This is a genomic window from Pseudomonas sp. PA-1-3F, from assembly GCF_021609665.1.
Lineage (GTDB): Bacteria > Pseudomonadota > Gammaproteobacteria > Pseudomonadales > Pseudomonadaceae > Aquipseudomonas > Aquipseudomonas paracarnis.
On sequence record NZ_WJZD01000020.1, the window covers coordinates 95,938 to 111,031 of the forward strand.

14 protein-coding genes are annotated in these 15,094 nt (G+C 62.2%); 11 read left to right on the forward strand and 3 right to left on the reverse strand.

What is annotated here, in order from left to right; all coding sequences use genetic code 11:
- Window positions 1-9: 9 nt before the first annotated feature.
- The 8 genes from GIV26_RS16140 (at window position 10) to ppnP (ending at window position 9,392) form a co-directional block, all read left to right on the forward strand.
- A complete protein-coding gene (locus tag GIV26_RS16140) occupies window positions 10-1,788 on the forward strand; it encodes an acyclic terpene utilization AtuA family protein (protein WP_236281490.1) in 1,779 nt (592 codons plus the stop codon).
- A gap of 12 nt (window positions 1,789-1,800) precedes the next feature.
- On the forward strand, window positions 1,801-2,673 hold the full coding sequence (locus tag GIV26_RS16145; RefSeq protein ID WP_236281491.1) for an SDR family oxidoreductase: 873 nt from the start codon (window positions 1,801-1,803) through the stop codon (window positions 2,671-2,673).
- A 4-nt stretch (window positions 2,674-2,677) separates the two neighbouring features.
- Window positions 2,678-4,291 carry an acyl-CoA carboxylase subunit beta gene (gene atuC, locus GIV26_RS16150; RefSeq protein WP_236281493.1) on the forward strand — a complete coding sequence of 538 codons (1,614 nt, stop codon included), beginning with the start codon at window positions 2,678-2,680 and terminating at the stop codon, window positions 4,289-4,291.
- A gap of 68 nt (window positions 4,292-4,359) precedes the next feature.
- Window positions 4,360-5,517, forward strand: a complete 1,158-nt coding sequence (atuD, locus tag GIV26_RS16155) for a citronellyl-CoA dehydrogenase (RefSeq protein WP_236281494.1) — start codon at window positions 4,360-4,362, stop codon at window positions 5,515-5,517.
- Entirely contained in the window at window positions 5,514-6,275 is a 762-nt protein-coding gene (locus GIV26_RS16160; protein WP_236281496.1) for an enoyl-CoA hydratase/isomerase family protein, read from the forward strand. Before atuD ends, GIV26_RS16160 begins: the two co-directional genes overlap by 4 nt.
- Window positions 6,276-6,384: 109 nt before the next feature.
- Complete coding sequence (locus tag GIV26_RS16165) at window positions 6,385-8,268, forward strand: acetyl/propionyl/methylcrotonyl-CoA carboxylase subunit alpha (protein ID WP_236281497.1); 1,884 nt, start codon at window positions 6,385-6,387, stop codon at window positions 8,266-8,268.
- 74 nt (window positions 8,269-8,342) lie between these two features.
- Entirely contained in the window at window positions 8,343-8,885 is a 543-nt protein-coding gene (locus tag GIV26_RS16170; RefSeq protein ID WP_019818536.1) for an exonuclease domain-containing protein, read from the forward strand.
- Between the two features lie 222 nt (window positions 8,886-9,107).
- On the forward strand, window positions 9,108-9,392 hold the full coding sequence (ppnP, locus tag GIV26_RS16175; protein ID WP_003226701.1) for a pyrimidine/purine nucleoside phosphorylase: 285 nt from the start codon (window positions 9,108-9,110) through the stop codon (window positions 9,390-9,392).
- 47 nt (window positions 9,393-9,439) lie between these two features.
- On the opposite strand, the gene GIV26_RS16180 is transcribed toward ppnP, so the two are convergent.
- Together GIV26_RS16180 and GIV26_RS16185 are read right to left on the reverse strand one after the other, a co-directional pair.
- Window positions 9,440-10,246, reverse strand: coding sequence for an MOSC domain-containing protein (locus tag GIV26_RS16180; protein ID WP_054920414.1), 807 nt, complete (start codon window positions 10,244-10,246; stop codon window positions 9,440-9,442).
- A 38-nt stretch (window positions 10,247-10,284) separates the two neighbouring features.
- Entirely contained in the window at window positions 10,285-11,220 is a 936-nt protein-coding gene (locus GIV26_RS16185) for a chemotaxis protein CheV (RefSeq protein WP_034126805.1), read from the reverse strand.
- 547 nt (window positions 11,221-11,767) lie between these two features.
- On the opposite strand from GIV26_RS16185, the gene GIV26_RS16190 reads away from it, so the two are divergent.
- The 3 genes from GIV26_RS16190 (at window position 11,768) to GIV26_RS16200 (ending at window position 14,119) form a co-directional block, all read left to right on the forward strand.
- Window positions 11,768-12,211: a hypothetical protein gene (locus GIV26_RS16190; RefSeq protein ID WP_169918712.1), complete on the forward strand. Its 444-nt coding sequence runs from the start codon at window positions 11,768-11,770 to the stop codon at window positions 12,209-12,211.
- Window positions 12,212-12,569: 358 nt separating this feature from the next.
- A complete protein-coding gene (locus GIV26_RS16195; RefSeq protein WP_034126804.1) occupies window positions 12,570-13,463 on the forward strand; it encodes a sensor histidine kinase in 894 nt (297 codons plus the stop codon).
- A complete protein-coding gene (locus GIV26_RS16200) occupies window positions 13,460-14,119 on the forward strand; it encodes a response regulator transcription factor (RefSeq protein WP_236281499.1) in 660 nt (219 codons plus the stop codon). Before GIV26_RS16195 ends, GIV26_RS16200 begins: the two co-directional genes overlap by 4 nt.
- Here the strand turns inward: GIV26_RS16200 and yegS are convergent.
- Window positions 14,078-14,998: a lipid kinase YegS gene (gene yegS, locus GIV26_RS16205; protein ID WP_236281501.1), complete on the reverse strand. Its 921-nt coding sequence runs from the start codon at window positions 14,996-14,998 to the stop codon at window positions 14,078-14,080. The two genes, GIV26_RS16200 and yegS, sit on opposite strands and share 42 nt — an antisense overlap.
- Between the last annotated feature and the right edge of the window lie 96 nt (window positions 14,999-15,094).

Sequence of the window (15,094 nt, forward strand, 5' to 3'; positions counted from 1 at the left end):
GGATTTCTCATGAGAAAGACGGTACGTATCGGCTGCGCCAGCGCCTTCTGGGGCGACACCTGCACCGCCGCCGCCCAATTGGTGCAGGGCGGTGCCTTGGATTACCTGGTGTTCGATTACCTGGCGGAAGTCACCATGTCGATCCTCGCCGGTGCCCGCCTGAAAGACCCCAAGGCCGGTTACGCCACGGATTTTGTCGAGGTGCTTACGCCCCTGCTGGCGGATATCCAGCGCCAGGGCATCCGGGTGATCAGCAATGCCGGCGGTATCAACCCCCAGGCCTGCGCCGCCGCCCTGCAGGCGGCTTGCGATAACGCCCACATCCCGCTGAAAATCGCCGTGTTGCTCGGCGATGACCTGCACCCTCAACTCAAACAGCTGCCACCTGTCACCGACCTGTACAACGGCGCCCCGCTGCCGCCCCTGTGCGTGTCCGCCAACGCCTACCTCGGCGCACCGGGCATTGCCCAGGCATTGGGGCTCGGCGCCGATATTGTCATCACCGGCCGGGTGGTCGACAGCGCAGTGGTCAGCGCGGCACTGGTGCATGAATTCAATTGGTCATGGCAGGACTACGATCACCTGGCCCAGGCCGCCCTGGCCGGGCATATCATCGAATGCGGCGCCCAATGCACCGGCGGTAACTTCACCGACTGGCGTGACGTGCCCGACTACGAACACATCGGCTTCCCTATCGTCGAAGTCAGCGCCGACGGCCAGTTCACCGTCAACAAGGTCGAAGGCAGCGGCGGGCTGATCAGCGAACTCAGCGTGGCCGAACAACTGCTGTATGAAATCGGTGACCCGCGCGCCTATGTGCTGCCGGACGTGATCTGCGATTTCAGCCAGGTCAAACTGCAGCAACAAGGCAAACACGCGGTGCGCCTGCACGGCGCCAAGGGCCTGCCACCCACCGACCAGTACAAGGTCAGCGCCACTTACCCCGATGGCTTTCGCTGCACCGCCAGTTGCCTGCTCGCCGGCATCGACGCGGTGGCCAAGGCCGAGCGGGTCAGCCAGGCGCTCATCAACAAGACTTCGGAGCTGTTCAGCCAGCGCGGCTGGGCGCCCTACACCGACGTCAACATCGAACTGCTCGGCAGCGAAGCCACCTACGGCGCCCACGCCCGGCGTGCGGATTGCCGCGAAGTGGTGGTGAAGCTGGCGGTGCGGCATCCGAACAAGCAGGCGCTGGTACTGTTCGCTCGCGAGATCGCCCAGGCGGCCACCGGCATGGCACCGGGGCTGACCGGCATTGTGGGCGGGCGACCGACGGTGTATCCGCTGATTCGGCTGTTTTCGTTCCTGGTCGACAAATCACGGTGTAGCGTCGCCATCGAGTACCAAGGCCAACGTCATGCCGTCGAGCTGCCCGTCTCCGCGCCTCTGCTCACGCCGGCTGTGCCCATCGAGCCGGCCAAGCCGGAGGGCCGTGCCGATGCCAGTGTGCCGCTGGTGAAACTCGCCGTGGCGCGCTCAGGTGACAAGGGCAACCACAGCAATATCGGCGTGATCGCTCGCCACCCTGACTACCTGCCGTGGATCGCCGAAGCCCTGACCCCGGAGGTGATCGTCGACTGGATGGACCACGTGCTCGACCCGATCCATGGCCGCGTCGAACGCTGGTACTTGCCCGGCAGCCACAGCCTGAATTTCCTGCTGGAGAATGCCCTGGGCGGCGGCGGTATCGCCAGCCTGCGCATCGACCCGCAAGGCAAAGCCTTCGCTCAGCAACTGCTGGAAATCCCCATCGCCGTGCCGCAATACATTGCCGATCAACTCACCTAAAGGACCGTCGCCGTGGCCTTCGACTCGATCTTCAAAGCCGACCTGTTCAAGGGGCAAACCGTGATCGTCACCGGAGGCGGCAGTGGCATTGGCCGCTGCACCGCCCATGAGCTGGCGGCCCTTGGTGCCTGCGTGATCATGGTGGGGCGCAAGCCAGAAAAACTGCAGAAGGTCGCGGCGGAAATTGCTGAAGATGGCGGCGTCGCCCATTGGCATGCCTGTGACATTCGTGAGGAAGAGGCGGTGAAAGCGCTGGTCACGCAGATCCTGCACGACCACGGCCCCATCCATGGCCTGGTGAATAACGCGGGCGGCCAATACCCGTCGCCACTGGCGGCGATCAATCAGAAGGGCTTTGAAACCGTACTGCGCACCAACCTGGTGGGCGGTTTCCTGATGGCGCGGGAAGTGTTCAACCAGTCGATGAGCAAGCACGGTGGCGCGATCGTCAACATGCTCGCCGACATGTGGGGCGGCATGCCCGGCATGGGCCACTCCGGCGCGGCGCGCTCCGGCATGGACAACGTCACCAAGACCGCCGCGTTTGAGTGGGGCTATGCCGGGGTGCGCGTCAACGCCGTGGCGCCTGGCTGGATTGCCTCCAGCGGCATGGACACCTACGAAGGCGCGTTCAAGGCGGTGATTCCCACCCTGCGTGAGCATGTACCGCTCAAGCGCATCGGCACCGAGTCGGAAGTCAGCGCGGCCATCGTCTTCCTGCTCAGCCCGGCTGCGGCCTTTATCAGCGGTAGCACCCTGCGCATCGACGGCGCCGCCAGCCTGGGCAGCCGCGCATGGCCGCTGCACAAGGCGCAGGCGCCGAGCGAGCCATTCAACGGGTTCCACCGCGCCTACCTGCCGGATGTGCTCAAGGCGGAGCAATAACGCCATGCCTGTCATTGAAACCATGATCGAGCCTAACAGCCCAGCGTTCGCGCAAAACCGCGAAGCCATGCTGGCGTCCATTGCCCAGCTACGTCAACTGGAACACACCCTGCTGGCCAAGGCCCAGGAAGCCAAGCCCAAGTTCGACAAGCGCGGCCAATTGCTGCCCCGTGAGCGCCTCAACCTGCTGCTGGACCCCGGCGCGCCTTTCCTGGAGCTGGCCAGTCTGGCCGGCTACAAACTCCACGACGACAAGGACGGTAGCGCCGCCGGTGGCGGGCTGATCGCTGGTATCGGCTATGTCAGCGGCGTGCGCATGCTGGTGGTGGCCAACAACAGCGCGATCAAAGGCGGCACCATTTCCCCCTCCGGGCTGAAAAAATCCCTGCGCCTGCAACAGATCGCCATGGAGAACAAACTGCCAGTGGTGACCCTCGCCGAAAGCGGCGGCGCCAACCTCAACTACGCCGCCGAGATTTTCGTTGAAGGCGCGCGCAGCTTTGCCAACCAGGCACGCATGTCCGCCATGGGCTTGCCGCAGATCACCGTGGTGCACGGCTCGGCGACGGCCGGCGGTGCGTATCAGCCGGGGCTGTCGGATTACGTGGTGGTGGTGCGCGGCAAGGCCAAGCTGTTCCTCGCCGGGCCACCGTTGCTCAAGGCCGCCACTGGCGAAGTCGCCACCGATGAAGAACTGGGGGGTGCGCAGATGCACGCGCAAACCGCCGGCACCGCTGAGTACCTGGCCCAAGACGATGCCGACGGCGTGCGCATCGTGCGTGAAATTGTGGGCCTGCTGCCCTGGAATGATCGCTTGCCGCACGCGCCACCCCGCGCCTATCGCGAACCGCTGTACCCGATTGAAGAGCTGTTGGGGCTGATCCCCGATGACCCGAAAAAGCCCTATGACGTGCGCGAAATCCTGGCGCGCCTGGCCGACGGTTCCAACCTGCTGGAATTCAAAGGCGAGTTCGACCCCCACACCGTCTGCGCCCATCTGCATATCCAGGGGCGCGCCGTGGGAGTGATCGGCAATAACGGCCCCATCACCCCAAAGGGCGCGAGCAAGGCCGCGCAGTTTATCCAGCTGTGCGACCAAAGCCGCACGCCGCTGCTGTTTTTGCACAACACCACCGGCTTCATGGTGGGCACCGAGTCGGAACAGCAAGGGGTGATCAAGCACGGCGCGAAGATGATCCAGGCGGTGGCCAATGCCCGTGTGCCTAAACTCACCATCGTGGTCGGTGGCTCCTACGGTGCCGGCAACTACGCCATGTGCGGCCGCGGCCTGGACCCGCGCTTTATCTTCGCCTGGCCCAACAGCCGCACCGCGGTGATGGGCGGCGCACAAGCGGGCAAGGTGCTGCGCATTGTCACCGAGGCCAAGCAACTCAAGGACGGCCTGGTGCCCGACCCCAAGGTGCTCGACATGCTCGAACAGGTCACCGCGCAGAAGCTCGACAGCCAGTCCACCGCCCTCTACGGCAGCGCCAACCTGTGGGACGACGGGCTGATTGATCCACGGGACACCCGCACCTTGCTCGGATTTTTGCTGGATATCTGTCACGAAGCCGAACTGCGGCAACTGCAACCGAACAGCTTTGGCGTGGCGCGCTGATCGTTCCCACGCTCCGCGTGGGAATGCAAACCAGGACGCTCCGCGTCCCAACAGGGAGAACAATAAAAATGATCTTCACCCAGGAACACCAGGAACTGCGCCGCACCGTGCGCGCCTTCGTCCACCGCGAGATCAACCCGTACGTGGATGAATGGGAAAAAGCCGGGCGCTTCCCCATTCACGAAATCTTCCGCAAGGCCGGCGACCTCGGCCTGCTGGGCATCTCCAAACCGGAAAAATTCGGCGGCATGGGCCTGGACTACAGCTACTCCATTGTCGCCGCCGAAGAGTTCGGCACCATCCGCTGCGGCGGCATCCCCATGTCCATTGGTGTGCAGACCGATATGTGCACTCCGGCCCTGGCGCGCTTCGGCTCCGATGAACTGCGCGAAGAGTTCCTGCGCCCGGCCATCAGCGGCGAACAAGTGGGCTGCATCGGCGTCTCGGAAACCGGCGCCGGCTCCGACGTGGCCGGGCTCAAGACCCATGCGCGCAAGGACGGCGATGACTACGTGATCAATGGCAGCAAGATGTGGATCACCAATTCGCCCAGCGCTGACTTCATCTGCCTGCTGGCCAACACCTCGGACGACAAGCCGCACATCAACAAATCCCTGATCATGGTGCCGATGAACAGCCCCGGCATCAGCGTCAGCCCGCCGTTGGAAAAACTCGGCATGCACAGCTCCGAGACCGCCCAGGTGTTTTTCGACGGCGTGCGCGTACCGCAACGCAACCGCATCGGCCACGAAGGCGCGGGCTTCATGATGCAGATGTTGCAGTTCCAGGAGGAACGCCTGTTTGGCGCGGCCAATATGATCAAGGGCCTGGAGTACTGCATCGACAGCACCATCGAATACTGCAAGGAGCGCCAAACCTTCGGCAAGGCGTTGATCGACAACCAAGTAATCCACTTCCGCCTGGCGGAACTGGCCACCGAAATCGAATGCCTGCGCGCCTTGGTCTACCAGGCCACCGAGCAGTACATCAAGGGCCAGGATGTCACGCGGCTGGCCTCCATGGCCAAACTCAAGGCCGGGCGCCTGGGCCGTGAGGTCAGCGACAGTTGCCTGCAATATTGGGGCGGCATGGGCTTCATGTGGGACAACCCGGTGGCCCGCGCCTATCGCGACGTGCGCCTGGTGTCGATTGGCGGCGGTGCCGACGAAATCATGCTGGGCATCATCTGCAAACTGATGGGCACCCTGCCCGGTAAAAAGCCATGAGCACCTTGCTGCTAGAAGCCCACAACGGCGTGCTGCATATCACCCTCAACCGGCCCGAATGCCGCAATGCAATGAGCCTTGAAATGGTCAATGAGCTGCGCGCGGTACTGGCGCAGTTGGACAGCCAGGTGCGCGCCGTGGTGATCAGCGGCGCGGGCGGGCATTTTTGCGCGGGGGCCGATGTGAAGGATCTGGTCAGCGCGGGGGATCAACTGCAAACGTTGAACCGCGCATTTGGCACCTTGCTGCAAGAGGTGCAGGCACTGACACCCGTGGTGATCGCGGTGCTGCAAGGCGCGGTGCTGGGCGGTGGGTTCGGGCTGGCGAGCGTGAGTGATATTGCGATTGCAGAGGGCCAGGCGCAGTTCGGCTTGCCCGAGACCCGCCTGGGCTTGTTGCCGGCGCAAATTGCGCCGTTTGTGGTCAAGCGTATTGGCCTTACTCACACGCGGCGCCTGGCGCTGACGGCGGCGCGGTTTGATGGGGTGGAGGCTGGGCGGCTGGGAGTGGTGCATTTTGTCGAGCACGACGCCCAGGCATTGGCGCAGCGGGTGGATGAGGTATTGGGGCAGGTGTTGCAGTGTGCGCCGGGGGCGAACGCACGGACTAAAGCGCTGTTGCTGGCCAGTGTGGATGAGCCCCTTGAGGCCGTGCTGGATCGCGGGGCGCAGTGGTTTGCCGAGGCGGTGAGGAGTGAAGAAGGGGTCGAGGGGACGCAGGCGTTTGTGCAGAAGCGAAAGCCGAGTTGGTCTCGATGACGCCATCGCAGGCAAGCCAGCTCCCACAGGGGGAGACATTTCAAATGTGGGAGCTGGCTTGCCTGCGAAGAAGCCCCAACACACGCCACATCCACCAAGGGATAACCCAATGCCCGCATTCACCAAGATCCTGATCGCCAACCGCGGTGAAATCGCCTGCCGCATCCAGCGCACTGCCCAGGCCCTCGGCTACCGCACCGTGGCCGTGTACAGCGACGCGGATACCGATGCCCTGCACGTGCAGATGGCCGACGAAGCCGTACACATCGGCCCGGCGCCCGTCCACCAGTCCTACCTGAACACAGAGGCCATCCTCGCCGCCGCCCAACTGACCGGCGCCGACGCCATTCACCCCGGCTACGGCTTCCTCTCGGAAAACCCCGACTTCGCCCGCGCCTGCCAGCAGGCCACGCTCACCTTCATCGGCCCCAGCGCCGAGGCGATCGAACTGATGGGCAGCAAACGCCTGTCCAAACTCGCCATGCTCGACGCCGGCGTACCTTGCATCGCCGGTTATCAAGGCAGTGCCCAGGACGATGCCACCCTGCAACGGGAAGCCGAACGCATCGGCTTCCCACTGATGATCAAGGCCAGCGCCGGTGGCGGTGGGCGTGGCATGCGCCTGGTGCACCAGCGCGAACAGCTGCTGGAGCAACTGCGCACCGCACGCTCGGAAGCCATGAATGCGTTCGGCAGCGACGAGTTGATCCTCGAACAGGCGCTGATCGACCCGCGCCACGTGGAAGTGCAGCTGTTCGGCGACAGCCATGGCAACCTCATTTACCTCGGCGAACGCGACTGTTCGATACAGCGCCGCCATCAGAAAGTCATTGAAGAAGCGCCCTGCCCCGTGATGACGCCCGATCTGCGCCAGGCCATGGGCGAAGCCGCGCTCAAGGCCGGGCGGGCGGTGAGCTATGTAGGTGCCGGCACCGTGGAGTTTCTGCTCGACCGCAACGGCCAGTTTTATTTCCTGGAAATGAACACGCGCCTGCAAGTCGAACACCCCGTCACCGAGATGATTACCGGCCTCGACCTGGTGGACTGGCAGTTGCAGATCGCCGCCGGCCAACCGCTGCCACTCACCCAATCGCAGGTGACCCTGACCGGCCACGCCATGGAAGTACGCCTGTACGCCGAAGACCCGGCCCATGGCTTCCTGCCGCAAACCGGTGACGTGTTGCGTTGGGAACCAGCCCCAGGCGTACGCATCGACCATGGATTGCTTGAAGGCCAAACCGTCAGCCCGTTCTACGACCCGATGCTGGGCAAGATCATCGCCCACGGCGCCAGCCGCGAAGAAGCCCGGCGAAAACTGCTGCGGGCCGTGGAAGACAGCGTATTGCTGGGCGTGGCGACCAACCAGCGTTTGCTCATCGACCTGCTCAAGCACCCGGACTTTATCAATGGCGACTTCAGCACGGGGTTGATCGCCGAACACTTCAGCGTCATCCCACAGCAGACGGCGACCGCTGAACAGCTCAAGCTGGCCGCCGCGCTGTTTTATCAACACAGCGCCAACCAGCACACCCAAACACTTGCGCGCTGGCGCAATACGGCGAGTGTCCCCGTAACGTACCGTCTGGAGGCCAACGGCCAACTCCACAGCGTCAGCGTTGACGACCTGCAACTCACCACCGACGGCCGTCACGCCAGCCTCGTCATCAAGGGGGTCCGCCGCCGCATCGCTTATCACCTGGACGGCAACCGGCTATGGCTACCAGGGCTGACCGTCACAGACCGCACCCAGCAAGTCGCCAGCCGCCAGGCCGACGCCAGCAGCGGCACGGTCCAGGCGCCCATGGACGGCGCCATCGTCGATATACGGGTGTGCGTCGGTGAGACCGTCAGCAAAGGCCAACTGTTGCTGGTGCTCGAAGCGATGAAAATGGAGCACCCGTTGAAGGCCGGCATCGATGGCACCGTCAAGGAGATGCGCGTCATGACGGGCGACCAGGTGCGCAACCGTCAGGTTTTGCTGGAGATCGAATAACGCCCCTAGGCGGAACTACAGGGCCGGGCTACGCTCTATCCCCATCAGGAAGGGACGAGTACGGGAACCTGCACATGCCTCATTGGCTGATTATTGACCTTGAAGCCACAACGGATGACGGCGGCTGGCCCGTGACAGAGATGGAAGTCATCGAGATCGGCGCCAGCCTGGTCAACCGCCAGGGCCGCGAACTGGACCACTTCCAGCGCTTTGTGCGGCCCTTGCGCCGGCCATTGCTGACACCCTTTTGCCGCAAACTCACCCATATCACCCAGGCCAATATCGACATGGCCGCGCCGATCACCGAGGTGTGGCCGCTGTTCGAGCGCTGGCTGGGCCAACATCAGCCACGCCTGGAAGGCTGGGCCAGTTGGGGTGACTATGATCGCGTGCAGCTTGAGCTGGAGTGGCAGCGCCATGGCCTCGCCAGCGCCCTGGGCGATACGCCGCATGTGAACCTCAAGCAACGCTTTGCCAAGGCCCGGCGCCTGGACAAGCCGCTGGGCCTCAATGGTGCGCTGCAATTGGCAGGAATGCAGTTCAATGGCCAGCAGCATCGCGCCCTGGAGGATGCACGCAACACCGCACGCCTGCTGCCGCTGATATTGCCGGTCTAGGCAGCGCTTGCAGCCTTGGGCATACTGGCCAACCAATTTCCTTTGATGCTGCCCACCTGCACCAACGAAATCCTGTGGCGAGCAAGCTTGCTTGCGCTGGGGTGCGAAGCGCCCCCAAAAAACGGGGACTGCTACGCAGTCAACGGGAGCAAGCTCCCTCGCCACAGAAGCCCGCGCCTGCAGTGATGAGCGTAAGCATCCATCTTTTCCGAGGATTCACCCATGTTCAAAGTCAACGAGTACTTCGACGGCACCGTCAAGTCGATCGCTTTCGGCACCGCAGAAGGGCCGGCGACCATCGGCGTGATGGCTCCGGGTGAATACGAATTCGGCACCGCCCAACGTGAAATCATGCACGTGGTCTCCGGCGCCCTGACCGTGAAGCTGCCCGACAGCAGCGACTGGGAAACCTTCGCTGCCGGCAGCCAGTTCAACGTACCGGCCAACAGCAAGTTCCAGTTGAAGGTTGCGGTGGACACCGCCTACCTGTGTGAATACCGCGGCTAAGCGGTACCCGGCACACAAAAAGCCCGTCTCCCACGAGACGGGCTTTTTTATTCCAGCACCGTTACCGGCATGCCGACTTCCAGGCGCCCGATGCCATCGTTGACCAGGTTCTGGCCGAACATCGCGCCCTTTTCGGTCTGGCGGTAGGTTTGCAGCGTCGCGAAAGGCTCGCGGTCGGGGCTGCGCTCACCGGTCTGGGGGTCGACTGTGGTGAGGATGCACCGCGAGCACGGCTTGACCACCCGAAACTCCACGTCGCCGATGCGCAAGCGCTTCCAGCCGTCTTCGGCGAAAGCCTCGGCGCCCTCGATGACCAGGTTGGGACGAAAACGCAGCATCTGCATCGGGCGGCCGATCTTTTCACACAAGTCGTCGAGGGAGCCCTGGCCGATCAACAGCAACGGGTAGCCGTCAGCGAAGCCGACCTTGTCGTCATCCTTGCCATACCCGGCTTCGGTGGTGCGCGCACGTTCCAGGGGCAGTTGCACCAAGCGCGTCGGCTTGCCAATGAATGCACTGACCCAGGCCGCGGCCTCATCGCCAGCATCCGGCACACGCAGGGTGTCGCGCCAGATGGTCACACCACGCAGTTCGCTGGCGCTGCCCGGCAATGCCACATCCAATGGCGCGTAGCCCGGCGAACTCAGGGTCAGGCCCCCGCTGCTGTTCCACAACGCCGAGAGCTGGCTCATCTTCGCCACGGCCCGTTGCGTCAGGAACCGCCCGCTGGCTTCATCCACCAGCATCCAGCGTCGATCCCCGTCCAACCCGAGTTTATCCAGGCCAATCTGCTGCAAGGCTTCGGCCTTGCCGGACTTCAAGGGGTAACGGTACAACGCGCTGAGACGCAGCATGGGCCTGCCTTCCTAGGAAACAAAGTGTCATCCTAAAGTCAGGCGGGCATTTCGTCCAACATCAGTCGCTGGCGTACCACGTCCACCAGCTTGTCCGGCTGGAATTTGGAGAGGAAATTGTCGCAGCCGACCTTCTTGACCATCGAGTCATTGAAGCTGCCCGACAGCGAGGTGTGCATCACCACGTACAGACCACGCAGGCGCGGGTCGTTGCGGATTTCGGTAGTGAGACGGTAGCCATCCATCTCGGGCATTTCGGCGTCGGTGAAGATCATCAGCAGTTTGTCGGTCATCACCTGGCCGCTGTCGGCCCAAGCCTTGAGCATGTTCAGTGCCTTGAGACCGTCGCTGGCGACGTGCATCTTCACGCCCAACTGGCCCAGGGTGTCACGCAACTGCGACAACGCCACGTTGGAATCATCCACCAGAAGCACTTCGCGGCCACGGGCACGCTCCAGCACCGGGTCTTCAAGTTTGTCCCGGGAGACCTTGGCGTTGTAGGGCACGATCTCGGCGAGGACTTTTTCCACGTCGATGATTTCCACCAGTTGCTCATCGACCTTGCTGATGGCGGTGAGGTAGTGCTGGCGACCGGCGCTGGTCGGCGGCGGCAGGATGGCTTCCCAGTTCATGTTGACGATGCGGTCGACACCGCCCACCAGGAACGCCTGCACCGAGCGATTATATTCGGTGACGATAATGGTGCTGTTGGGGCCCGGTACCAAAGGACGCATGCCGATGGCCTGGGACAGGTCGATCACCGGCAGGGTCTGGCCACGCAGGTTGACCACCCCACACACGAACGGGTGGCGCTGGGGCATCAGGGTCAGCTTGGGCAACTGCAGCACTTCCTGCACTTTGAACACGTTGATCGCGAACAACTGCCGTCCGAAGAGGCGGAACATGAGAATTTCCAGGCGATTCTCACCCACCAATTGCGTGCGTTGATCTACCGTGTCGAGAATGCCGGCCATTAAAAGCTCCTGGTGTACACGCCGCAGGCGCGTGAAAGGGTATGCAGCTGTATAAGCACGTTATCGGCGGCAAGCGCCGGACCTTGACCCCAATAAAATGCCATGTAAATCCATTGATGTCACACTGACATCATGCTTTACTGCTTGGGCCCTTGATGCTCTATCAAGCCGCCTTGCGCGACAGTCGAATTGACGTGCAGTTCCACCACATAGGGGATTCCCCTATACGCAATCAGGCCCAACCTGATATTCGCGATATCTAATAGCCATTAATGTGACGCCATTCTCATTGCATGAATGGAGTCAGGCTTTTGTTTGCCCACCCAAGCCCTTGGTCTACGGGCCTTTCAGGCACTCACGTATCGGCAACTGAAGTTGCGTCATCCCGCCTAACAGCGGTTAAAGGCGGCATTCGTGAGTTTTTCAATAAACGTCCTACTGGATTATCGGAAGCAACCTACACGCCCCAGTCGTATTTCAGCGCTAGTTTTAAGCCATTCACCCGGTGCGACATCTCATCACCCGACCTTAAGTTGTGGAGACTTGCATGATGAATAGCGCGAACGAATGGCAAACCGCGCTTCCCGAGTTTTTGCTGGAAGCCGAAATGCTGCTGGCCAAGTCCGAGGAATGCCTGAACCACCTGCATTTGATCCGCAATGACAGCGACGCCATCGACTGCATGAAAACCAGCTTGGCCAAACTGGCAGAAAAAGCCGATGGCCTGGCCTTGCAGGCGATCAGCGAGTTCTCCCGGCATATTCAATACCTGATCGCCAATGCCGTGAGCCCGGTGCAACTGCATGACCAGGCCCTGGAGGCGTTGCACGACTGCCTGAGGTTACTGGCTTGGCAACTGGAGCTGATTGACATCCGTACCGGGGAACTGGGCCTGGATGACAGTGAGCAAACTTCGCTGATTGCCACGGTGACCTCGCAGATTCCGCAAAAAGACTACGGCCATCAGCAGCGTCTACAGCAGAGGTCTTAAATCAAGGAGAGGTCGTATTTAATACCCGTGTTATCTAAAAGCGACCGTTTAAGGCAAAGATGAAACACTTCTAGAGACTGAAGAAATATCAATTAGCCAGCACCTTGAAAATTGTACAAATCAGTCTAACTAATACAACTCAAGAGCGCTGGCCTGACCGTCAGGGCATTGACGTGGTTAATATATCGAGGGAGGAATATGCCAGGCGACCAACGGTAATAGTGGTGGTACCATGCCCCGCTCGAAATGAAGCAACTTCATTATGGATAACCACGATCCGGCACCGCACTCTCGACAGAGCCCAGTCAACCGCCGTGACCGGTCTTCGCGCAGTGAACCCTCATTGGCTCCATCCGCTATGTACGCCAGCCTCAAGTCACTCATCGCAAGGTTCGTGTCCCGCCGCCATGCGCGCCCCCTCATCCTTGCCCTGTGCCTGTGCTCACTGCTGGTCAGCCTGTGGGTTTACCTGCAAGGCGCGCCGCTGCCATTAGTGATTGTGTTGCTCAACCTGGTCACGTTGGCAGTGGTCGCCCTGCACCAGTGGCGCTCGCGCAAAGCCATCAAGTTCCAGCCCCAGGAGCTGGCCGACCGCCTGCTGCAAGTCCAGGAAAACGAACGCCACCGCCTCAGCCGCGAGCTGCACGATGACATCGGCCAACTGCTGACCGCCGCCAAGTTGCAGAGCGAATGGTTGCAGCGTCGACTGCCCCAAGACCTGCAAATTCATTGCTCGGTGCTGTGCAATACGCTCAATGAAACCCTGGCCAAGGTGCGCGACGTGTCCGCCATTCTCAACCCTCGCCAACTGGCAAGCCTGGGGCTGGAAGCCAGCCTGCGCGCGCACCTGCTCAAGGCCCTGGAAAATACCCAGGTGTGCTGGAGCCTGGAGTGTCAGCAACGCCTCACCGGCATTCCCGAAGAAATGGCCGTGGCGGCCTTTCGCATCACCCAGGAAGCGGTCACCAACATGCTGCGCCATGCGAAGGCACACAACCTGCTGGTGCGCCTGCAACGCTTGCCGGAAGGGCTGTCACTGACGATATGCGATGACGGTCAGGGCTTCGCACCTGCCGCCGACCCCGGCAAGGAAGGCCAACGGGGCATGGCCGGCATGTGCGAACGGGCCCACCAGTTGGGCGGCACCGTGTCCGTCAGCAGCCAGCCGGGCAACGGCACACGCATCCACGCACTTTTCCCCTGGGCCCCCCGCGCCCTCGAACGGGCCAGTGCCCATAAGGTTCTCCGGTGACCTGCAACCTGCTCCTGGTCGATGACCATGCCTTGATCCGCGCCGGCGTGCGCGCGCTGATCCTGGATATCCCCGGCTACGCCGTTGTTGGCGAGGCCAGCGACGGCGCGCAACTGCTTGAGAAATTCTGCGCCCTGCAGCCCGACATTGTGCTGCTGGACCTGTCGATGAAACACACCGTGGGCCTGGATGCCTTGCAGCAGCTCAAGCGCGCCTACCCCAAGTGCAAAGTGCTGATCCTGTCGATGCACACCGATCCCGAGATGATCATGCGCGCCCTGGAGTCTGGTGCCCACGGCTACCTGCTCAAGGACACCACCGCCAACGAGCTGGAACATGCCCTGCTGGCTCTGCGTAACAACGAACGCTATCTGAGCCCTGCCATCGCCCACACAGTGATCAACCAGGCGCTGATCCGTAGCCAGGACTCCAGCGCGCCTGTCGCCCACAGCCACAACCTGACGGCGCGGCAACTGGAAATCCTGCGCTTGATCGTGCGCGGCAAATCCACCCGGGAAATTGCCCACGGCCTGGGCCTGAGCATCAAGACTGTCGAAGCCCACCGCTCGCAGATCATGAAGCGCTTGCAGATTTTTGACGTGGCGGGCCTGGTGCTATTTGCCGTGCGTGAGCAGATCATCAGCCTGGACGACTAACGGCGAACCCAGCGGCAAGTGCACGCGCAGGGCATTGGGCAGCGCCTCGAAGTGCAGGTCGTCGCCTTCCAGCGGCTCGCCGTCGAGGTTGATGTACAAGCCTTGTGCGACCTTGATCTTCACCCAGGGCAGGCGTGCGCGCACGAACATGGTGTCCAGGCCCCAGCCGTTGTTCATCAACTCACGCAACGTGCCGACCACCTCTTGAGGCGCCGGCAAGATGCTGACATCCAACAGCCCGTCATCAGCCAATGCACCGGGGCACAGCACATGCCCGCCACCGGCCTGGCGACCGTTGCCGATGCCCAACGCGAGCAACTCGCCTTTCCAATGGAAATCCGGGCCTTCCAATTCACCGTAGGCGGCTTTCAATTCACTGAAGCGGGTTAAACCGGTGAACAGGTACGCGGCACCGCCCAAGACCTTCTTCAGGTCTTCGGAGGTGTTGGCCGTGACCTGGCTGCCAAAACCACCGGTGGCCATATTCAGGAAAATTTGCCCACCGACCTGGCCCAGGTCGATCGCCCTGGGCTGTACGTCCAGCAAGGCCAGGGCGCCAGCCGGCTCCAACGGCACGCCGGCGGCCTTGGCGAAATCATTGGCGGTGCCCAGGGGCATCAGCACCAGGCTGGCGTCAGTGTTGGCATAGGCCATGGCTTCGGCCACATCGCGCAAGGTGCCGTCGCCACCGCCGGCAATGATATGGGTGTACCCCTCGGCCAGGGCTTCATTGACCAGTCGCCGGGCATCACCGCCCTCCCAGGTCACCCGCACCGCCAACTCCCCACCCTGCTCACGCCGCGCCAGCACAGCAGCGCGCACATCCTCGTTGAGGGCTTGTTTGCCGTGGAGGATCAACAGGGCTTTGGGGGCGGTCATTTGGGAGAATCTCCTGGGTCAAGGTGCTTGAAGGATGTTGACCTTTGGGGAACAGGAAAAGTCTGTGGCTGGAGAAAATTGATTGAGGTATGCAGA